The sequence below is a fragment of the Enterococcus sp. DIV1368f genome, from assembly GCF_051712245.1.
Lineage (GTDB): Bacteria > Bacillota > Bacilli > Lactobacillales > Enterococcaceae > Enterococcus > Enterococcus faecalis.
The window spans coordinates 470896-491004 of record NZ_JBIOON010000001.1 but is presented as its reverse complement, the minus strand read 5'-3'; the positions used below and the strand labels follow the sequence as shown (position 1 = coordinate 491004).

At 37.7% G+C, this 20109-nt stretch carries 20 protein-coding genes; 5 read left to right on the top strand and 15 right to left on the bottom strand.

Translation table 11 applies throughout. The annotated features are described in order from the left end of the window. Positions 1-46: 46 nt before the first annotated feature. Both IGL07_RS02520 and IGL07_RS02515 read right to left on the bottom strand, forming a co-directional pair. Positions 47-1426, bottom strand: coding sequence for a hemolysin family protein (locus IGL07_RS02520; protein ID WP_438747239.1), 1380 nt, complete (start codon positions 1424-1426; stop codon positions 47-49). 174 nt (positions 1427-1600) lie between these two features. Continuing rightward, positions 1601-2815 carry an AI-2E family transporter gene (locus IGL07_RS02515; protein WP_002384914.1) on the bottom strand — a complete coding sequence of 405 codons (1215 nt, stop codon included), beginning with the start codon at positions 2813-2815 and terminating at the stop codon, positions 1601-1603. Between the two features lie 75 nt (positions 2816-2890). On the opposite strand from IGL07_RS02515, the gene IGL07_RS02510 reads away from it, so the two are divergent. Continuing rightward, a complete protein-coding gene (locus tag IGL07_RS02510) occupies positions 2891-3322 on the top strand; it encodes a GNAT family N-acetyltransferase (RefSeq protein ID WP_002355539.1) in 432 nt (143 codons plus the stop codon). An 87-nt stretch (positions 3323-3409) separates the two neighbouring features. Here the strand turns inward: IGL07_RS02510 and bph are convergent, their stop codons facing one another. The 5 genes from bph to pfkB all read right to left on the bottom strand — a co-directional run bounded on the left by bph (position 3410) and on the right by pfkB (position 7943). Then, entirely contained in the window at positions 3410-3943 is a 534-nt protein-coding gene (gene bph / locus IGL07_RS02505; RefSeq protein ID WP_002355538.1) for a biofilm phosphatase Bph, read from the bottom strand. Between the two features lie 188 nt (positions 3944-4131). Further along, positions 4132-5109 (bottom strand): tagatose-bisphosphate aldolase, encoded by a 978-nt coding sequence (gene lacD, locus IGL07_RS02500; RefSeq protein WP_010774505.1) that lies wholly within the window; start codon positions 5107-5109, stop codon positions 4132-4134. After that, entirely contained in the window at positions 5106-5567 is a 462-nt protein-coding gene (locus IGL07_RS02495) for a fructose PTS transporter subunit IIA (RefSeq protein ID WP_002358680.1), read from the bottom strand. Before IGL07_RS02495 ends, lacD begins: the two co-directional genes overlap by 4 nt. A gap of 26 nt (positions 5568-5593) precedes the next feature. After that, positions 5594-7012, bottom strand: coding sequence for a PTS fructose transporter subunit IIC (locus tag IGL07_RS02490; RefSeq protein WP_010817042.1), 1419 nt, complete (start codon positions 7010-7012; stop codon positions 5594-5596). A 4-nt stretch (positions 7013-7016) separates the two neighbouring features. Then, positions 7017-7943 carry a 1-phosphofructokinase gene (gene pfkB, locus IGL07_RS02485; RefSeq protein ID WP_002361246.1) on the bottom strand — a complete coding sequence of 309 codons (927 nt, stop codon included), beginning with the start codon at positions 7941-7943 and terminating at the stop codon, positions 7017-7019. 178 nt (positions 7944-8121) lie between these two features. Here pfkB and IGL07_RS02480 point away from each other — a divergent pair, with 178 nt between their 5' ends. Then, on the top strand, positions 8122-8868 hold the full coding sequence (locus IGL07_RS02480; RefSeq protein WP_195526182.1) for a MurR/RpiR family transcriptional regulator: 747 nt from the start codon (positions 8122-8124) through the stop codon (positions 8866-8868). A gap of 59 nt (positions 8869-8927) precedes the next feature. Here IGL07_RS02480 and trmB read toward each other — a convergent pair whose 3' ends face one another. The 4 genes from trmB to IGL07_RS02460 form a co-directional block, all read right to left on the bottom strand. Continuing rightward, positions 8928-9572: a tRNA (guanosine(46)-N7)-methyltransferase TrmB gene (trmB, locus tag IGL07_RS02475; protein WP_002355532.1), complete on the bottom strand. Its 645-nt coding sequence runs from the start codon at positions 9570-9572 to the stop codon at positions 8928-8930. A 72-nt stretch (positions 9573-9644) separates the two neighbouring features. Next, positions 9645-10424, bottom strand: a complete 780-nt coding sequence (locus IGL07_RS02470; RefSeq protein WP_002355531.1) for a phosphotransferase family protein — start codon at positions 10422-10424, stop codon at positions 9645-9647. A 128-nt stretch (positions 10425-10552) separates the two neighbouring features. Then, positions 10553-11764: an ABC transporter permease gene (locus IGL07_RS02465; RefSeq protein ID WP_010817041.1), complete on the bottom strand. Its 1212-nt coding sequence runs from the start codon at positions 11762-11764 to the stop codon at positions 10553-10555. Position 11765: 1 nt separating this feature from the next. Further along, positions 11766-12503, bottom strand: a complete 738-nt coding sequence (locus IGL07_RS02460) for an ABC transporter ATP-binding protein (RefSeq protein WP_002363160.1) — start codon at positions 12501-12503, stop codon at positions 11766-11768. A 215-nt stretch (positions 12504-12718) separates the two neighbouring features. Between IGL07_RS02460 and IGL07_RS02455 the strand changes: the two genes are divergently transcribed. The 3 genes from IGL07_RS02455 (at position 12719) to IGL07_RS02445 (ending at position 14681) form a co-directional block, all read left to right on the top strand. Next, positions 12719-13144, top strand: a complete 426-nt coding sequence (locus IGL07_RS02455; RefSeq protein WP_010712005.1) for an HIT family protein — start codon at positions 12719-12721, stop codon at positions 13142-13144. Continuing rightward, the gene (locus tag IGL07_RS02450; RefSeq protein ID WP_002355526.1) at positions 13145-13489 is read left to right on the top strand and encodes a YtxH domain-containing protein; all 345 of its coding nucleotides are present in this window, start codon (positions 13145-13147) and stop codon (positions 13487-13489) included. 163 nt (positions 13490-13652) lie between these two features. After that, positions 13653-14681: a peptidylprolyl isomerase gene (locus tag IGL07_RS02445; RefSeq protein WP_010716801.1), complete on the top strand. Its 1029-nt coding sequence runs from the start codon at positions 13653-13655 to the stop codon at positions 14679-14681. A 39-nt stretch (positions 14682-14720) separates the two neighbouring features. Here IGL07_RS02445 and IGL07_RS02440 read toward each other — a convergent pair whose 3' ends face one another. The 4 genes from IGL07_RS02440 to IGL07_RS02425 all read right to left on the bottom strand — a co-directional run bounded on the left by IGL07_RS02440 (position 14721) and on the right by IGL07_RS02425 (position 20102). Then, on the bottom strand, positions 14721-15665 hold the full coding sequence (locus IGL07_RS02440; protein ID WP_002355522.1) for a 3'-5' exoribonuclease YhaM family protein: 945 nt from the start codon (positions 15663-15665) through the stop codon (positions 14721-14723). Further along, positions 15662-18373: an ATP-binding protein gene (locus tag IGL07_RS02435; RefSeq protein ID WP_010817040.1), complete on the bottom strand. Its 2712-nt coding sequence runs from the start codon at positions 18371-18373 to the stop codon at positions 15662-15664. The genes IGL07_RS02440 and IGL07_RS02435 overlap by 4 nt, the downstream gene beginning before the upstream one ends. Continuing rightward, a complete protein-coding gene (locus IGL07_RS02430) occupies positions 18370-19605 on the bottom strand; it encodes a metallophosphoesterase family protein (RefSeq protein WP_010817039.1) in 1236 nt (411 codons plus the stop codon). Before IGL07_RS02430 ends, IGL07_RS02435 begins: the two co-directional genes overlap by 4 nt. 155 nt (positions 19606-19760) lie before the next feature. Continuing rightward, positions 19761-20102, bottom strand: a complete 342-nt coding sequence (locus tag IGL07_RS02425) for a YlbF family regulator (protein WP_002355518.1) — start codon at positions 20100-20102, stop codon at positions 19761-19763. Positions 20103-20109: the final 7 nt, after the last annotated feature.

Below are 20109 nucleotides of genomic sequence, written 5' to 3'. Positions count from 1 at the left end.
GAAAACCTGCGACATTAGTCAAAACGACTGATGTCACAGGTTATTTTTAACGTCTTGGTTCGTCATCTTCCATTTCTTTACGGAAAAAACGACGATTTTCTTCTGGTTCTTCATCGACAGTTTCTTCATCGTAGAAATGAACGCGTAAGACTAGCAAACGTGTGCCTTCCATTTCTTCAGCAGTTAACTTAATATTGCCCACTTCAAAAGAAGGTTTTTCCCCTTCATCAGGAATGGTTCCTAATGCTGTAATTAAGTAACCTGCCATTGTATCAACATCGCTCATGTGTAAATCTGTTTCAAATACTTCATTAAATTCGTCAATTAACATGCGTCCTTGAACCAAATATTCATTGTCAGCCACTTGTGTATATAAATTTTCTACTTCATCTGTTTCATCGTCAATTTCACCAACGATTTCTTCTAGTAAATCTTCTAGTGTTGCTAAACCGACAACACCGCCATATTCATCTAGTAAAATCGCCATTTGGTTTTGTGTTCGTTTTAACTCATAAAGTAAATCATCAATAAAAATGGTTTCTGGGACAAATAATGGTTCTTGGATGATCGCGCCTAATTCAATGTTTTCAAAGCCTAAATTACGTGCAGCTTTTAGTAACGTTTTGGTATGTAAAATACCAACAATTTTATCTTTGTCTTCACTATAAACAGGAATCCGAGAATAATTTTCTCCTAAAATTAAATTGATGTTTTCTTGGACATCATCTTGGATGTCAACCATGAATGCGTCTGTCCGAGGAACCATTACTTCTCGTGCCACTTTTGTATCTAATGAAAAGACACCTTGTAGCATTTCTAGTTCTTCGTTTTCCAAAACACCTTCTGTTTCAAGCATGTAGCGCATTTCATCTCGTGTCATCTTCGAATCGGCATCATCGAAAGTCATTGGTGTGATTTTGGATAATAAATCGGTCGAAGCCGATAGCAACCAAACGAAGGGACGCGCGATAACTCCTAAAAAGCGGACTGCACCAGAAGTCAATTGAGCGACTTCTTCTGATTTATTCATAGCAATTCGTTTAGGGTATAATTCACCAAATACAATAGAAACGTACGTTAACAATGCTAAGATAATGATACCGGCAAGACTCTTAGCTGCGGCGCCGCCACCTAATACAGGGGCCAAACGACTAGATAAAGTCTCTGCTAATGAAGCACCAGATAGGATATTAACCAAAGTAATCCCTACTTGGATTGTGGATAAAAAGTTATTGGGGTCTTGCAATACCTTAAGCAATTTTTGAGCTTTTGCGTCGCCGTCTTCCGCTTTTTGTTCCACACGATTCTTGTTAACAGATACGACTGCAATTTCCGCCGCTGCCAAAAAGGCATTGATAAACGTCAACACGACTAATAATAGAAGTTGCGCAATTAGCGACTGACTCTCAGGGTCAGCATTATTCATAATGTTCTCTCTCTCCTTAATTGTTGATAATTCCGAGGCTGTACTTTCGTACTCTTTTAACGTTCTTCCTCTTTTTATGGTTAGGCTTAGAAACAGACACAATCAGTATTATGACAGGTTATTTTCTATCCTAATCCATAAAATCATAGCACGAAAGATTAGCGGATTCAATCATTAACCGTTATTTTCTTTCGTATTTGTTTCATTCCCTAAAAGAACGGCATTGGTAACTTTTTCACTACGACCCGCTTTGACCATATCAATAACATAGTAGATAATGGTCCGGCAGATTGCGTAAAATGGGACACCGAGGAAAATACCTAGCAAACCTGCTAAATTTCCTGCTACCAATAAAATTAAAATAATCGTTAATGGATGGATTTTTAGAGATTTTCCGATAACGTTTGGATAAATAATATTTCCGTCCAATTGTTGAACCACTAGCACCACTAAACAACATAAGGCTGCTTTGACGGGTTCATTAAAGATGGTCACTAAGACAGCAGGCGCTAATCCTAGATAAGGTCCTAGATAGGGAATCAAATTCGTAAAGCCGGCAATGACACCAAATAAAAAGGCATAACGAACACCAAGCAATGAATACCCAATAATCGTAAATGTACCGACAAATAAACATTCAATCGCTTGTCCACTAATATAACTGGATAAGGTTTGGTTCAATTGTCCTAAAAGATCCACGATATCATCTTTTCTTTTTTCAGGTAAAAAACGTTGAATCGCTGGTACTAGCTTGTCTCCATCTTTTAACATATAAAATAAAATAAATGGCGCAGTGACCAAAACAATGGTGGTTGACGCCACCGTTGATACGATTGAACCTAAGCTACTTGATAAACTACTTAAAAATTGTTGGATAATATTTGCATAAGAAATATCCATTTTTTCAATATAGCTTGTTAAATCAATTTGTTTAAAAATAGGTAACTCCGCAATCTCATAAATCCAGGTCTCCACTTGTTTAAAGAAATCCGGCATACTTGATGCTAAACTAGCTAGCTGATCTGCTAACTTAGGGATAATTGTTAATAAGATCAGAACTAATGCGATGATTAGTAATAAAAATACCAGTAAGACGGCATAAATTCGTTTCATTTTCGTCTTCATTAGTAGATTGACCACAGGATTTAGTAAATAATACAAAAAGCCTGCTACTAAGACTGGGGCAAACAACGTTGAAAAGAATGTCCCAATCGGTGCAAATAAGAAATTAATTTTCGAAGCAATAAATAATAGCATGGCCACGACAAGTAATTCAACTGACCAGAAAAATAATTTCGATTCTTTAAATCGATTAATCACAGCGGCTCCTCCTTTATTTTTATTCAATTGTTGCTGTTTTATTTTATCACACCTTCCCCCCTCAGTCATTGAGAATACTTCATTGCTAGAACTTTTTCGTGGTATAATAAAATAGAAACAGATTCTGAACTTGGGGGTTTTTCTATGCATGTAGCTCAAACAAAAGATACCATGAGTGATCTTTATTTAGATGCTGTCCGGCTTCGTCAACGCGTATTTGTAGCGGAACAAGGGGTACCAGAAGAGATGGAAATCGATGAATATGAAGCACATTGTATTCACTTTGTTTTGTACACGAACCATGTAGCTGTCGCAACTTGTCGCTTGCTTCCGCTAGAAAATGGCGTTATGAAATTACAACGAATGGCCGTTGAAAAAGCTTACCGTGGCGCCGACTATGGACGAGTGATTATGGAAGCGGCGGAAAATTTTGCCAAAGAACAAGGCTACCACAAGATTACTCTAGGAGCACAAGTCACCGCTGTAGGCTTCTATGAACGTTTAGGTTATCAAAAAACAGGAGCACCTTTTATGGATGCTGGCATTGAACACTACGAAATGAATAAAGAACTATAACACCAATTAAATCGGAAAATTTAGAGCTTGGAGCATTAGCCATTTTGGCTAATGCTCCAAGCTCCTTTTGTGGGCTGTTTACATCGGCTATTTTTTTGATAGCTGTTGATAACGTTGATACCAGATATCTACATATTCGGGCGAGAAGGGGCCTTTTTCGTTATTAATCCAATCCACTAAAGTCTTGACATTTTCTTTTAAAATGAAGTCAATATCTTCTGGATAATCCATTAGTTTGCTATGAAATTCATATTCATCAACGTCTAGTAAACGTTTTTCACCATCTGGAAAAACCTTGATATCTAAATCATAATCAATATACTTCAACGCTTCGTCATCTAAAACATATGGCGAAGCCAGATTGCAGTAATACGAAACCCCCTTTTCTCTAATCATTGCTATTATATTGAACCAATATTTCTTGTGAAAATAAACAATGGCTGGTTCACGAGTCACCCACCGACGTCCGTCGGATTCCGTTACTAACGTGTGATCGTTCACACCAATTAAAGAATACTCGCTCGTTTTTAGTACCATCGTATCACGCCACGTTCGATGTAAATGTCCGTCATGTTTATAACTCTGAATGGTTACAAACTCGCCTTCTTTAGGAATTCCCATAATACCCCAACTTTCCCCAAATAAAGTAAAGCAATGTTACTTTTTGGGTGTTCATACATCGATATCGAAATAATTATATCATATCTTTTGAGTTTGCGTACATTGAGTTCACTTAAAGAAGACGATTTCTGAAAAAATTTAATTCAGATGACCAAATAGTTTAAATTCAGTATATATTTTCAGCTTAATTACTGTATTTTTTCAAAGACTGATACTGCGCTCTCTCTTAAAACCTGATTCAATTCTTCAACATTTGTTTTACCAGTTGTTTCAAGCCACGCAACGGCTGCTTCAGAACCTTGTTGAACAAATGGAAGCACGCCGTCTGCCCAAGTTGCGCGACCACATAAGACTCCATTAAACGAGGAACCTGCTTTTTTTGCAAATTTCAATGTTTCCTGAAACATCGTAGCACTAACCCCTGCACTCAAGAAAATAAATGGAAGTTGTGTTGCTTCACTTTGCATTTTGAAAAAGGCCTGCGCTTCATCTTGGCTATAAAGACTTTCAGTGCCAAAACCTTCTACAAAATTCATGTTCACAGGGACTTCTACTTTTAAAACATCAACATTATAGCGATCCTTTGAAAATTCTTTCATCGCTTCAATTACTTTGTGCGGTTTTACTTTAGCGTATTCTTTTGAAGCACTATCCGAATTGTTTGCATCATAAGAGACAATTTCTAAAAAGAATGGAATTTCTTCGGCTAAACATTCTGAACCAATCCGTTCTATATAAGCTTTCTTTCGTTCATTGATTGCTTCACTTTCGTCAACATCGTAGTAAAGTAAAAATTTACACGCGTCTGCGCCCGCTTCTTTTAAACGCTTAACCGACCAAACATCAAGACTATCGGGTAACCGTCCTGGTGTCGAAGCATCGTAGCCCGTTTTTTCATACGCAAGTAACAAACCTGAAGTCTGTGCTCGATTTTCAGCAGCAGCTAGGCCATATTCTGGATCCAGCAAAATTGCTGAAGTCTCTGGTGTTAAGCAACGAGATACTAATACTTTAAAGTCACTGATTTCTTGAGCAGTCACCTCTTTGTATTTTCCCATCATGCGTTTTAAGGCCCCACGTTGATCAATGGCTAGTGCTCCAATAATCCCTTGATCATCTACCAGATTTTCTAAATGTTTACGTTTTTGTTCACTAATTTTTTTCATTCTGTTCCCTCTCCTAATTGATTATTTAGTAACGTAGCAATTTCAGCTGGCGAACTTGCTTGTTTCAGTCCAGAAGTAACTTCTTCTCTTAATAGGAGGCGCGCAACGGAAGAGAGTAATTTCAAATGTGTCGTGCCAGCTTCGGCATCTGGAATAAACAGCGCAATCACAAACTCCGTTAATTGGTTGTCAAGGCTCTGCCACTCAACACCTTGGTCCAAGGTAACGATGATAATGGCCGCTTGTTGAATCGTTGCTGCTTTTGCATGAGGTATCGCAAATCCATTCATCATCCCCGTTGTTCCTTCTTGTTCTCGCTCGTTCAGTTTATCGAAAACTTCCTGTGCGTCCTGAGCAACTTCCAATTCTGTTGATTTTTTTGCTAAAAAGTGAAAAACATCCTCTTGCGTTTGTAACTGTTGATTTAAAAAAATATGATTTTCTTTAATAAAAGCCATTCCATCCACTCCTAATTCCTGTTATTTCATTTTTTTGATAACGATTGCTCTTGTTTGGCGATTCTACTTTTTTGTACAAAACCTAGCAATAAGCCACCTACCAATGAACCAGCTAAAATTGCCAAAACCCATTGAACAGCGTGAGTAACAACCGGTAAAACAAGAAATCCTCCATGAGGTGCTGGCACTTGTACCCCAAACATATACGTTAGGACTGCCGCAATTGAAGATCCGAGCATCATAATTGGTAAAACCTTCAAGGGGTCTTTTGCCGCAAACGGAATAGCGCCTTCTGTAATATGTGTGGAGCCTAAAATAAAGTTCACTAACCCCGCATTGCGTTCATTTGTGTCAAAGTATTTTCCAAAGAATAATGTAGCAAAGCCTGTAATTAAAGGTGGCGCTATGCAGGCAGCAGAAACTCCTGCCATAAAAGAAGTATTTCCTTGAGCTAAGAGTGCCGTCCCAGTAACATAGGCCGCTTTATTAACTGGACCTCCCATATCAAAGGCACACATACAACCCACAATAATTCCTAAAACCAACGGACTGGAGTTTTGGAAACTAGCTAAAAAGCTCATCATTCCTTCGTTAACAGCTTTCATCGGATCTGCTAATAAAGACATAGTGATACCAATCACTGCAACGCCAATGACTGGATAAAGGAAAATTGCTTTTAAACCATCTAATGATTTAGGCAAACCTTTAAATACTCTCTGTAATAAAAGAATGAAATACCCAGCAAGGAAACCAGATAATATCCCTCCTAAAAAGCCAGTACCACCAGTGTTAGCAATCAAACCACCGACAAAGCCCACAACCAAACCAGGTCGTTTGGCAATCCCCTCTGCGATATACGCAGATAAGATTGGCACCATCATGCCCATTGAGGCATCACCAATACTTTTTAACATAGCAGCGGTAGCATTATACTGACTACTTTCTGGATCAAATGAATAAATGCCCCAAATAGCAAAAGAAAGAGCAATTAAAACGCCGCCTGCTACTACAAACGGCAACATGTGAGAGACGCCATTCATTAAGTTTTTATAAATACTATGTCCAACATTTCCTGAAGAAATTTGTGTCTCCTGTTCAAGTTCGTCCACTGCTTGGTTTTCGGCCGTAATCGATCCTTTGCCTGCGAGTGCTTCTTCAATTAAGCGATCTGCTTCTTTAATCCCCACACTGACAGGGACATCAATAATTCGTTTCCCAGCAAAACGTTCTGCTTGAACGTCTTTGTCGGCGGCAATAATGACTGCCTCCGCTCCTTGGATTTCTGCAGGTGTTAACTCGTTTTCTACACCAATCTGACCATGTGTTTCAACCTTAATCGTAATACCTTTACGTTTCGCCGCTTGTTCCAATGCCTCCTGTGCCATATACGTGTGCGCTATTCCCGTCGGACAACCTGTAGCAGCTATTAATTGATACGTAGCCATCTGTTTATTCCTCCTCTTGAATCTTTATTTGTTGCTCTAACTCCTGAACATCTGAAAAATCTGTCAATCCTTTGCGAAATGCTGTTGAACTACCTGCTGCAATACTTCTTTTTAAATTTTTTTCCAATGAAAGTCCTTGATGCCAGCCAGCTAAAAAGGTACCTAACATTGCATCCCCTGAACAAGCTGTATTCACAACCATTCCAGTTGGTGAATTACCTGAAAGAACCTTTTCATTGTTCATAAATAAAGCCCCTTCACTACCTAAAGAAAGTAAAATATTTTTGGCTCCCCGCTTCAGTAATTCTTGTCCGTAAAAAATGTAATCGTCCTTAGTCTGCACTTCTGTATGAAACCATTCTTGAAGTTCTTCTTCATTTGGTTTCAATAAAAATGGTTGATAAGACAAACAATCTAAAATTTCTTCATAACTACTGTCTAAAATTAAGAACACCTGCTTTTCAAAACAAATTCGGCTAATTTCAATCAAAATACTTGGTGAAACCCCTTGTGGTAAACTTCCTGATACGCACAAATAATCCCCTTTACGTAACTCTGAAATTTTTTTCAAAAAACGTTGTACATGTTCTTCAGATAATTTGGGTCCCTTATTGACTAATTTGTATTCCTTTTGATCTTGGATAACTTTTGTAAACACATTAATTCTCGTTGTGCCAGCGACTTCGATAAAATCAGTGGTTATCTCTTTTTCTTTTAAATAATCCTCGACATAGTTCCCAGTGAAACCAGCTTTGACTCCCAAAGCGGTATTATCAATCCCTAACATCTTTAAAATTAGGGAAACATTGACTCCTTTCCCGTTTGCTTGAATATCATCTTCCTTCGTGCGATTCACGACAAAAGGAACTAGCTCTTCTGTTTCGATAAATAAATCAATGGCTAAATTTAATGTACATGTATAAATAGTCACTGTAGTTCCTCCTTTCTCCTCTTTATTATGTCTCAAAATACCATGTAAAGGTTTTCATTCTTTCGCAAAAATATAGAAAACATTTACAATTTCATAATTTCTCTAGCTTTTTTATTTTTTTTCATTAAAAATAGGCTTATAAATGTTTTTTTAGTGAAAGAAAGAAGGGCTGGTCATTATGGAACAAAAATTGAGTGAGTCAGAGCAATATCTCTGGCATTTTATCGAAACACATATTTTAGAAATCCCTGATTATTCCATTGTAAAATTAAGCGAACGAGCCAACGTATCAACTGCGACGATTGTAAGAACCATGAAAAAGAAAGGCTATGAAGGTTTCACATCCTTCAAGCATCACTTGAAAGATAAAGAAAACCAAAATATAAATTTTTCAGCATTAGAAAAAGTAGACCGAGGAATTCGGACGGCCATTTTAAAGAATGAAGAAGAAGTAACTCGCACGATTAACATGATTGAAATTGGTAATATCGAAGATGCGATCCAAAAAATCAAAGCTTCTCGACGGATTATTATCTTTGCTAGAGGTTTTTCAGAATTAATTGCTCAGGAAATGATGGTTAAGTTTCAATTGGCTGGCAAATACTGTGAACTGCATACGGACCCAGAAATTATTAAAAATATTAGTAAAAAGTTATCAAAAAAAGATGTGGCTCTTTTTGTTTCTTTAAACGGAGAAACCCAAGAATTAGTTGTCGCTGGTAAAAACTGTTACGACTCAGAAATTGGGACTATCCTTTTAACTGCAAGCAAACACTCTAGTTTAATGAAATACATTGAAATTCCGTTCGTAGGCTTCAAATCAGAAGGCTCCTTTTTCCCCGATTATGAAGTGCGTTCACGGTTACCATTATCCATTCTGGCAAGAATTTTATTGGACGCCTATACTTTAAGAACGACAACTTAGGCTTTCTTAAATAATAAAAAACAAGCATTCCTTCACTTAAAATAAAGGAATGCTTGTTTTTATTTTGCAACAAAACGTGCTTCTACTCGATAAATTCGTTGACCACGACTAGAAAATTTTTCTTCGTATTCTGTCATAATGTTGCCTTCAAACTCGCTATTATGCAAATCTAGCCATACACGTTCAATAATCATGCCATATTTAGAAAAGCTACTTAATGAGTATTCGAAGAGCCCTTGATTATCCGTTTTAAAATGAATTTCTCCATTTGGTTTTAAGATAATTTCATCTGTCGCTAAAAAGTTTTTATACGTTAAACGACGTTTTTCATGTTTTTTCTTTGGCCAAGGATCTGAAAAATTTAAATAGATTAAATCTACTTCATTTTCAGCAAAATATTCTGTTAATGCTTCGCCGTCTACTCGCAATAACTGTAGATTAGGTAACGGCTCGGCCACTAGCTTATCTAATGCAATCGATAAAATACTTAATTGCATATCGATACCAATATAATTAATTTCAGGATGTGCTTTAGCCATTTCATAAATAAAACGACCTTTACCTGAACCAATTTCAATGTGGATGGGATGATTATTGCCAAAACGTTCTTGCCATTTCCCTTGCCATTTTTCAGGACCTTCTACCACATATTGTGGATATTTTGCCATATATTCTGCTGCTCCGGGTCTATTTCTTACACGCATATTTAAAATTCCTTTCTTTTAAAAACAGACTGGTGAAATTCGCCAGCCTGTGTGGATGTTAAATGAATTAGTTTAACTACTAAACATTCGTTTTAATTGTAAAATTTCTGCAGTCATTGCTCTTCTTTCGCCCTCTTGGTGATGACGAACAATCTCTTGTAAAAAGCTAAATAAACCATACCAATAAATTCGTTGAACCGTACTTTCATTCGGGATTAAACCATAAGATAGTAACCATTGATTCCAACCGGAACGAGGGACATAATGACTCAAAATCATTCCTAAATCTACCGCTGGATCCGCGACCATCACAGAATCCCAATCTACTAAATAGAGATAATTATTCGAGACTAACCAATTCCGATGATTCACATCGCCGTGGACAGCTACATAACTAGTTTCTGGATATTCTGGTAAATGATTATATAAATAAGTGATTACTTCTTTTAAATAACTGTTTCGTTTTAATTCTTTAGGTAGTTGACGCTTATACTCTTTCAACATTGTTAGCGGGGTACAAACTTCGCCACCAATTTTTTTCAACATGTCTTTCAGCAAATTGGAATGATGCAATTGGTATAACACGTCAATCACGTCATTGCGTTTGCCAATTTCGTCCGCATGTAATAAACGTCCTTCCAGCCATTCTTGGGCTGTTAGTACGTCGCCATTCGCTGTCCGCTTTGTCCAAATCATCTTCGGGGCTAACCCTTCTTTAGACAATGCTGCAAGAAGTGGAGAAGTGTTTCGTTTAATGAACACTTTCTCTGTTTCTTTTATTCCCATGTATGTTTGACCAGTTGCGCCCTTTATCGGCTGCAGACGCCAGTCTTTATCCAACTGAAATTCCATGGAAATTATCTCCTATCTCAACACAATTTTATTGCAATTTTTACAGCAATTACCATTTTAGTCGCCAAACCTTGCTTCGTCAAGCTTCTATGTGGTTCTTTTGTAAATTTTGCTGGGTTTTCTCATCTTTATAACTTATTCAAGCGCATTGGAACATACATTTTAGTGAAAATCACAACTTCTACAATTAAGGCACCCAGAATGAGCAAGCTATTTTGCAAGCTGCCTAAACGAAGGCAGACAATCCCACCAAAAATAATGGCCGCAACAGATAATGCGCCGCTAATTAACCGGCGAATCGCTGCTTGTTTTTTTTCTATTGAAATTGGATATAGCTGTGTCATCACCATATAATCAAATTGCGTGTACATGGGAATCAACTGGAACCCGATTAAATAGACAAACAATAAAGCAACTACCAACGCAATCCAGAATTCTTGTAAAAAGAAGAGTAGCACGCCACCAACCAAAATCAAACGAAACAATAAGCCGCTATATTCGCTACCTCGTAAAAAGCTCCGAATGAATAAGTAAGCATACGTGTTCTCAGATGTTTTTTTGACTACTCCGAGGAGAGGATCTAAGTATTTACGACGTTTTACTGTACTACTCACTTCAGGAATATCTGTAAACAGCTGAATGAATTTATAAATTCTATGCATTCTGTTTTGTTCTTTTTGGATCATTTTTTCCCAATCCAAGAAACTCTGTTTCATCTTATTTTGCCAAATACTCGATAAACCAACGGCCAGAATGATGCCACCAACCACACCAACCCAAGGCGTCCAGTAAATGGCTCCCGTCATAATCAAGAGACTACTGATCAACCAAACGAACCACCAACTACGGTAAGTGGTTGACGAAAGATGATAGAGCCCATAGCTTTGTAAACTAAGATGTGTATAAATCATACAAACTAGCATAACCAAAAATAAAAAGAAGGTTTGAAACGACCAACCCGTTGTGACTACAATCAACGGCATCAATAGGCCACTTCCTAGAAAGCTGACCACAATCGGTAAAAGTAAAGAGTAGCGCAGCGCTCGTTTCAGATAAGCAGCGAATTGTTTTTCTTTTGGTAATAAAAAAACCTTGTCGGGCTCTTCTGTCAAAGTAGCCAACTTACCAACTTGAATGAGTAGCAGCCAACCCAACAGAATTAACGGTCTGCCCCAAACAAAATCACGAGGTAATTCTTTTAACAACTGGGAATAGTACAGACCTAATCCGCCTAATAAAAACATACAGACTAAAACAAAATGATCATTTAAAATATAGCGCAAGTACTTGGACATTTTTTTGAAATGCCGTGACAAACGTTGACTAAAAAATTCGCCCATGTTACCCCACCTTTTCTTCCTTCGTCAAGGCAAGATAAATATCATCTAAAGAAGACTCTGGTAAATTAAATTCTGCACGTAATTCAGCCATTGTACCGTTTGCCCGTAATTTCCCTTCGTGTAGCACCACAAAACGATCACAATATTTTTCAGCTGTTGCTAAAATATGCGTGGACATTAAAATCGCTGCCCCTTGCTTACGCATCGTATCCATTAATTCTAATAAAGCATGAATTGCTAAAGGATCTAAGCCTAGAAACGGTTCATCAATAATATATAAACTCGGTTCAATTAAGAATGCACAAAGTACCATGACTTTTTGTTTCATGCCTTTTGAAAAATTAGCAGGAAACCATTCCAATTTATTGTCTAAACGGAACGTTTTTAGTAATGGTTCTGCTCGTTTGAACGCTTCTTCTAATGGAATATCATAAGCCAAGGCCGTTACTTCGATATGCTCTTTCAATGTTAATTCTTCATATAAAGAAGGTGTTTCCGGAATATACCCGATTTTTTTACGATATTCTTCAGGGGCTTGTTGCAATGTTTCCCCGTCAATCATAATTTTGCCTTTTTGCGGCGTAAGTAACCCAATAATATTTTTGATGGTGGTACTTTTCCCCGCACCATTCAAGCCGATTAAACCAACCATTTCACCAGACTTGACATCAAAATTAATATCTTTTAAGACAGGAATATGGCCGTAACCTCCTGTTAAATGTTCAATTGTTAAGCTCATTTCTTTTGCCTCCAACCTTTTCTCTCTACCATTATTAAACCCTAAGCGAACCAAGAATTCAAAAATTACTCCCTTAATTAAATGGATTTTTTTCTTTCTCTTATTATACACGAAATGAAACGAACTTTTTAGCGAACTCACGTACTTTTTCATCCACAGAGAAATCAACTTGTGGTAAAGTAAAGGAAAGAACCTAGAGAAAAGAGGAATTTTTCATGAATGATTGTATTTTTTGTAAAATTATCAACGGCGAAATCCCAAGTTATAAAGTCTATGAAGACGAGAAAGTCTACGCGTTTTTAGACATTACACAAGTGACCAAAGGGCATACCTTAATGATTCCAAAACAACACGTTGCTGATATTTTTGAATATAATGACGTTTTAGCAAGCGACGTCTTTGCTCGTATTCCTAAAGTAGCACGAGCATTAGAAAAAGCTTTTCCAGAAATGGAAGGATTAAACATTTTAAATAACAATAAGGAAGTGGCTTATCAATCCGTTTTCCATTCCCACGTTCATTTGATTCCCCGTTATTCAAAAGAAGATGATTTCTCTATTCATTTTGGCAATCATCAAAAGGACTATTCCGCCGAAGCGATGCAAGAAATTGCTGAGACCATTGCAAAGCAGGTGAACTAAATGAAAAAATTTATTAAAGGCCTCTTTTTTGGCGCAGCTGCCGGTACCATTGGCGGTTTGTTGGCTGCTCCAAGAAGCGGGAAAGAAACACGCCAACATTTAATCAATGAGCTAGAAGATTATCGTTCACTGAAAAATCAAGTCACGAATGACTGGGACCAGGTACAACGAAACTTGGCAGTTGTCGAAGAAAACGTTCCACTGGCAACTGAATTTTCAAAAGACCTGCAACAAGAAATCACTGATTTCAAATTCCAAGCGGAACCTCGGATTGCTCAAATTAAAGAACAAATTGCCAAAATTACGGCTGAATTACCTGACACACAAACCAACAAGCAAAAGTAAAGTCTTTGATGTTAATTATTTCTTTTGTTATTAAAAAAATAAAAAGTGTGACGTAAATACGAATTTTGTTTGAAACTATGCCTGAGACTCTTTCTTTTTCAAAATAAGGTATGGTATAGTTATAACAGAAATAAAACTAAAAAAAACAGGAGTGCATAAGAGAATGAAGAAAAAACTAATCTTAGCTGCAGCGGGCGCAATGGCCGTTTTTAGTTTAGCAGCGTGTTCAAGCGGTTCAAAAGATATCGCAACAATGAAAGGTTCAACAATTACTGTTGATGATTTTTATAACCAAATTAAAGAACAAAGTACGAGCCAACAAGCGTTTAGCCAAATGGTTATTTATAAAGTCTTTGAAGAAAAATATGGCGACAAAGTAACTGACAAAGCCATTCAAAAGAAATTTGATGACGCTAAAAAACAAGTGGAAGCGCAAGGCGGAAAATTCTCTGATGCACTAACACAAGCTGGTTTAACTGAAAAATCATTCAAGAAACAATTAAAACAAGCCGAAGCAATGCAAGTAGGTTTGAAAGATCACTTGAAAATTACAGATGAAGACTTAAAAACAGCTTGGGCAAGCTTCCATCCAGAAGTAGAAGCACAAATTATCCAAGTTGCTTCAGAAGATGATGCAAAAGCTGTCAAGAAAGAAATCACTGACGGCGGCGATTTTGCAAAAATTGCCAAAGACAAATCAACAGATGCTGCAACGAAAAAAGACGGCGGTAAAATTAAATTTGATTCACAATCAACAACTGTTCCTGCCGAAGTTAAAGAAGCTGCCTTCAAACTAAAAGACGGCGAAGTATCAGAACCAATTGCTGCAACAAACGCACAAACGTACCAAACAACTTACTATGTAGTGAAAATGACGAAAAACAAAGCAAAAGGCAATGACATGAAACCTTATGAAAAAGAGATCAAGAAAATTGCTGAAGATACAAAATTAGCCGATCAAACATTCCAAGCAAAAGTTATTAGTGACGAATTAAAAGCGGCCAATGTGAAAATTAAAGATGATGCCTTCAAGAATGCTTTAGCAGGCTACATGCAAACTGAATCTTCAAGCGCTTCTTCAGAGAAAAAAGAATCAAAATCAAGTGATTCTAAAACAAGCGATACCAAAACAAGCGACTCTGAAAAAGCAACAGATTCTTCAAGCAAAACAACAGAATCTTCTTCTAAATAAGCATAAAAAAGAGAGTGGTCGATTGACCACTCCCTTTTTTTATTTATCTTTTGGAACATAGAAACTGCGGTTATCTAAACCAAAGATTCGTTCCGTATACTCCCCAGGCTGTGTTTGACGAATTGCCCCTAGCATCATTTGAATGGACGCATCCATGGTATCAATTTGATGTAAGATTTCCGCTTCCATAATTCTTGGTCGCACAGGTGAGCCATATTCCAACAATCCATGGTGGGCTAAGACCATGTGCCGAAGAACGACAACGTCTTCTTCTCGATCATCAATTTTCAAAGCCAAACACGCCTTGGTAATTTCCTCATCCACCAAAACTAAATGACCAATTAAGTTCCCTGCCACCGTATATTCTGTCGTAATAGCACCAGATAATTCTAAAACTTTTCCTAAGTCATGTAAAATAATCCCCGCGTATAATAGTGACGTGTTAATTTCAGGATATTCCTTAGCAATTGCTTTGCCTAGGCGCAACATTGAGACAGTGTGGTAAGCTAAGCCATTCGCAAAAGCATGATGGTTCCGTTTAGCTGCAGGAAATTCATAAAATTCTTGTTGGTATTTCGTCATGAGATAGCGCACAATACGATTCCAATGAGCATTGGTAATTTCAAAAATCACTTGATTGATTTCCTCAACCATCTCTTCTTTTTTCAAAGGCGCTCGTTCCATATATAAACTTGGCTGGCTTGGTTCCTCTGCTGTCGCTAAACGCATGTGTAAAATTTTTACTTGGGGTTTATTTTGATAAACTTCTCGTTTCCCATTCAGTAAAACAACGTTTCCCGCAGTAAATCGTGTAATTTCATCCTCAGAGGCGTCCCAATATTTTCCGTCAATCGTGCCAGATGTGTCTTGAAAGGTAAAGGCAATAAACTTTTTCCCATTTTTAGCTACACGTACATCGGCATTTTTAATTAGAACAAATGATTCAAAAAGTTCTTCTACTGTTAATTCACGTAATTTTTTCACTTGACGCTTCCTCCTTCTAACGCAATTACTCTTTGTTGTAAGTCTTGATAATAGCTTACCATTTCTTGGTCAGAAGAAAAACAAATGACTTGCTGTTTTTGACCAAACTTAGTAAATAATTCAGCTAATTGGGCTTTTCTTTGATGATCATAGTGTAACCAGCCATCATCAATGATAATTGGACAAATCAGTTGCTCGCCTTGGACTGCTAAAAAGGCAAAACGAACAGCCATCATCAATTGATCTTTAGTGCCAGTTGATAATTCATGTAAATAAAACATTTCTTGTTCTTTCGTCACCGCAACTAGTTGACCTTCGGCTACTTTGATTGATTGATAACGCTGGCTTGTTAAAAGTGCAAAGTAGCTTGATGCATACTGTAATAAGCTGGGCAATTGTTGTTCCGAAAGCTCTGTTAATAGGTCCATTAACAGTTGCCCCGCCAGTTGATACCCAGACCAACGTTGAGCTAATTCTTTGATTTCCGCTTTTAAAATTGCTTGGCGTTGATACAACTCATCTAAGGTACCATCCGTCATTAATTGTTGTTTTTTATAAATCAGCGCTTGATACTGTTCTTGTATTTTATCTAACTGGCTTTCTTCCAGTGCTTGTTGCTGCGCCAGTTGTAAAGAACGGTCTTTTAACGCTGCTTCTGTTACCGCTTCTGGAAACAGATTACCTAATTGCGTCGCTAATTCTTGTCCACGACCAACTTGGGCTTGCTGAGTGGTCAGCTGTTGAATCCTACTTGGAACATCAGCGATTGATAGAATCCGATAACGAATTAGTAAAGGCTGAATTCGTGTTAACGCTTCTTGCTGTTTAGTTTTCAACTCTCGTAACTGCTGTTTGAGATAGCCATCTGCTTGATACTCTTGAGCAAAGCGAACTTTCTCCATTTCTTCAGCAAATCCTTCTAAAAAGTGTAACTTTTCGGAAAGGCTCTTTCCTTGCAAGGGTAAATGCGTCATCAATGGGAAGATTTGTTCTTCAAATACTTGGCGTTTTTGTTGATTTTCCTTCAATTGACTCATGAGTTCTTCATTTGTTTGAACAAGCAATAAATAGCGCGTAATCAATTCCCGCTGATTCATTAAAGTATCAATTTGATTCATTTTTCCTAATTGATGGAGTTGGGCTTGCTCCGCTACTGCTTGTTCAAGTTGTTCCACTTGCAGTTGTGCCTCACGTTCTTGATTCAGCGCTTGTTGGAACTGTTCATTTAAATAATCTAGTTGCGAAAGTTTCGTCTGCCATTCTTCTTTCACTTCATCAGAGGAAGCTTCTTTTCTAGTGGCGTAGCCAATCACTTCTTTTGCGATAAGACTAACTCCCACGAGAACTAGGCCCCATTTTAAAGGGCTTGGCAAAAAGAAACCGAGTAATGCAAGGATACTTCCTAGCAATAACCAAAGTGGTTGACTTGTTTTCTGCGCTTTTTGGGCACGCGTCGCTTCACCAAAAAATGCGGCATGCGCTTTTTCAAAATCCGTTAACTGGTCTTCCAGATTTTCAATTTGAGAAGCCAAGAATGCTTTCTGTTCTTGGCCTTTTTGAAGAGCTTGCGTATACGCAACTTGTTGTTGGCGCCACTTTTGAACGGTTTCGTTGTCATAGAAAAGCTGTGGTGGTCGTTCAGGCGACCATGACCATTCGTTCTCTAAAAGGACCATTTCTTGACGATTTTGCTCAAAGGTTTGGGTCATCCATTCCGATTCCGTCATCAATTGTTGCATATCATAGCGTTGATTCAACAATTGTTGAATCAATGCTTCTTGTTCTAGGTAAAAAGCATAGCCTTCTGGAACATCGAGCGCTTCTGACTGAAGAGATAACTCTTTGGTCAAACGTTGTCGTTCTTTATCTAGGTACATATATTCTTGAAAGGTTTCTTCTAATTGAACTTGGTCTTCTTTTACTAAAACAACGTTCTCTGTTTCTTCAGGTAGCGACTGCCATTCTTCGTACAAGGGAAAGTGACGTTGCTGTTCCGCAACCTGTAACAAGTCCTGTTGCGTTTCTTTTAATTGCTGTTGCAGTGTCACTCGCTGTTGTTCTGTTTCGCGAATCGTTTCTTCTAATTGTTGAAAAGTTTGTTGCTGCGCTTCTTTCTCTTGAATTTGCTCTTTTAGTTCTTGATAAGCCGCCAACTTCTGATTGAGTAATGGCTGCTGTCCTTTACCTTTAAAGATTTTTTGTGCTTCTTTAAAGTACGCATTTCGGTAAGTCAAAAGTTGTTGACTACCAGAAACACCAATGGCTAACAAGGATGTTTGCAGTTCCTCTTCTGTCAACTTGTCACTCGTAATTAATTGTTCTTGTTGGAAAGTAAAAACCTCTTGAAATAACTTTTTCGTTAGCGGATGTAACATTTGCTGTAAGGTTTTTTCATCCCCCATTTGTTGTTGATAATAAATGATTGCTTGCCCTTTATTTTTTTCTTTAAAACGCTCGACTTGAACTTCTCCAAACACAGGATGTGCCAACCACAAACGACCACCATACGAACCACCATTTTTAGGTGCGTAATCGCGTTTTCTTTTGCCCTTTGTGGGAAAACCAAACAGCATTGCTTGAATGAATTGATACAATGTGGACTTGCCAACTTCATTTGCGCCGTACAGCAATTGATTACCAGATTCAAATGTAATTTTCTGTTGTTGCCATTTTCCAAAGCCCACAATCTCTACTGCAAGTAATTTCATAGTGGGTCCTCCTGAATAGTAAAGTCTTCATTAATTTGCTCATGTGCTAGGCGCAAGCTCTCTAATCGCCACTGCTCATCCATTGAAAAAATTCCAGCAAATTCTGGATAACGTAACAATTCCTTGGTGGTATCTTCAAAAATAACTGGATCTAAGTATGTTTTTTCTAATGCCGTTAATAAGTTGGGACTAGCGGCTAAATAAATCGGTTCTTTCGTTGGTTCCTCTGCTTGCAATAGTAGGCGATAAACAAAAAAATCACCTTGCGTTTTTTGTAAAAGCTGCTGCTGTAAGTAGCTTAATAGTTCACCATTGACAATGGCTTGCACCACAGTCACATCCAAATGTTGCGTTTCTTTCAGTGTCAACGCCATCAATTGCTGTTGCTGATGCGCATGCCACTTCGTCAGCAAACTGGTTTCAAGATAAGACAAAACGCTTTGGGTGTCACGGCATTGCGCAAGAGATACTTCTTCATTCGTCCAATCTATTTCTGCGACTTTTTCAAATTGAACAGTCTCTTGATTTTGGGAAAGTGTGACCACTGCAACCCCTTGTAAAGACTGTTCTTTTTTCGTATGACCTTGAGGTGTTCCAGGATAAACAATTAGCGGTTGTTCACTAACAATTTGCGGCTGATGAATATGGCCCAATGCCCAATAATTATAACCAGTGGCTTTTAAATCCTTCCATGTAAACGGAGCATAATTTTGTTGCGCTTTCCGACTGGTGTCTCCATGATAAATCCCAATATGAATGTCAGATTCTGCTTGTTTGATAGGAAATTCTAGTGCTTTATTTTCATCAATCCAGGGATGCTCATAACTAAACCCTGAAACAGCCACTTGTTCGCCCGCTTTCGTTTCAAAATACAGTGTCTCAACCATTTCTTTTTCAAATAAAAAGACATTGTCTGGAAAAGAAAACCAATAGCGGTCTTTTTTATAGTAATCATGATTCCCAAATGTTAGAATCACAGGGATTTCTGCTTGTTTCAACTGTTCTAATGCGGCCATCAATTGGGCTTGCATTGAAATAGAGGTCTGACTTTGATGAAACGTATCTCCTGCAAAAATAACCAAGTCCACCGCTTCTCGAATGGCAACTGTTACGATGTTCATTAACAATTGTTGATTAGCTTCTCTTAAGCGCTTCGCTAAGGCTGTCGGGATCCCAGTTAACCCTTCAAAAGACCGATCCATGTGTAAATCAGCTGTATGCAATAGTTTCATCGTTTCCCCTCCTTTTCTCCTTCCTTTATCATATCATTTTCTGCCAGCTTGGTCAGTAAAAACATACGAAAATTTGTTCGTTTTTTTATTTTCAGTAAAAGAAAAACTCTGACAAATTGTCTTATAGACAACTTGTCAGAGTTCAATTACATAAATTAATCGTTATACATATCACGCACAGGAGTCATGATAATTCGGTTTAAATCATTGACAACTAAGCTAAACGCTTGTTCTTTTTGCATTAATTCGTTGATAACTGCTGTTTCTTGCACTTTCGTTGCAATGCTTTGTGCTTTTTCAGCATCTTCATCCGTGAATTCTTCACCGCGCATTTGTTTTTCTTGAAGTCCTTGTTGGAATCCTTGGAATTCTTTAAACAATGTGTAAGCTGCTTCGTCTGCTTTTACTTCTTCATACGCTGCTTGTAATGCTTTAAATTCGTCTAACTCACGTAGTTCACGTTCAATCTGATTGGCTGTATCATAAATGTTACTCAATGGAATC

What these genes read in the sequence shown, in the direction of transcription:
- IGL07_RS02520 (WP_438747239.1), bottom strand. Translation starts at nt 1,426, where the DNA reads ATGAATAATGCTGACCCTGAGAGTCAGTCGCTAATTGCGCAACTTCTA.
- IGL07_RS02515 (WP_002384914.1), bottom strand. Translation starts at nt 2,815, where the DNA reads ATGACTGAGGGGGGAAGGTGTGATAAAATAAAACAGCAACAATTGAAT.
- IGL07_RS02510 (WP_002355539.1), top strand. Translation starts at nt 2,891, where the DNA reads ATGCATGTAGCTCAAACAAAAGATACCATGAGTGATCTTTATTTAGAT.
- bph (WP_002355538.1), bottom strand. Translation starts at nt 3,943, where the DNA reads ATGGGAATTCCTAAAGAAGGCGAGTTTGTAACCATTCAGAGTTATAAA.
- lacD (WP_010774505.1), bottom strand. Translation starts at nt 5,109, where the DNA reads ATGAAAAAAATTAGTGAACAAAAACGTAAACATTTAGAAAATCTGGTA.
- IGL07_RS02495 (WP_002358680.1), bottom strand. Translation starts at nt 5,567, where the DNA reads ATGGCTTTTATTAAAGAAAATCATATTTTTTTAAATCAACAGTTACAA.
- IGL07_RS02490 (WP_010817042.1), bottom strand. Translation starts at nt 7,012, where the DNA reads ATGGCTACGTATCAATTAATAGCTGCTACAGGTTGTCCGACGGGAATA.
- IGL07_RS02480 (WP_195526182.1), top strand. Translation starts at nt 8,122, where the DNA reads ATGGAACAAAAATTGAGTGAGTCAGAGCAATATCTCTGGCATTTTATC.
- trmB (WP_002355532.1), bottom strand. Translation starts at nt 9,572, where the DNA reads ATGCGTGTAAGAAATAGACCCGGAGCAGCAGAATATATGGCAAAATAT.
- IGL07_RS02470 (WP_002355531.1), bottom strand. Translation starts at nt 10,424, where the DNA reads ATGGAATTTCAGTTGGATAAAGACTGGCGTCTGCAGCCGATAAAGGGC.
- IGL07_RS02465 (WP_010817041.1), bottom strand. Translation starts at nt 11,764, where the DNA reads ATGGGCGAATTTTTTAGTCAACGTTTGTCACGGCATTTCAAAAAAATG.
- IGL07_RS02460 (WP_002363160.1), bottom strand. Translation starts at nt 12,503, where the DNA reads ATGAGCTTAACAATTGAACATTTAACAGGAGGTTACGGCCATATTCCT.
- IGL07_RS02455 (WP_010712005.1), top strand. Translation starts at nt 12,719, where the DNA reads ATGAATGATTGTATTTTTTGTAAAATTATCAACGGCGAAATCCCAAGT.
- IGL07_RS02450 (WP_002355526.1), top strand. Translation starts at nt 13,145, where the DNA reads ATGAAAAAATTTATTAAAGGCCTCTTTTTTGGCGCAGCTGCCGGTACC.
- IGL07_RS02445 (WP_010716801.1), top strand. Translation starts at nt 13,653, where the DNA reads ATGAAGAAAAAACTAATCTTAGCTGCAGCGGGCGCAATGGCCGTTTTT.
- IGL07_RS02435 (WP_010817040.1), bottom strand. Translation starts at nt 18,373, where the DNA reads ATGAAATTACTTGCAGTAGAGATTGTGGGCTTTGGAAAATGGCAACAA.
- IGL07_RS02430 (WP_010817039.1), bottom strand. Translation starts at nt 19,605, where the DNA reads ATGAAACTATTGCATACAGCTGATTTACACATGGATCGGTCTTTTGAA.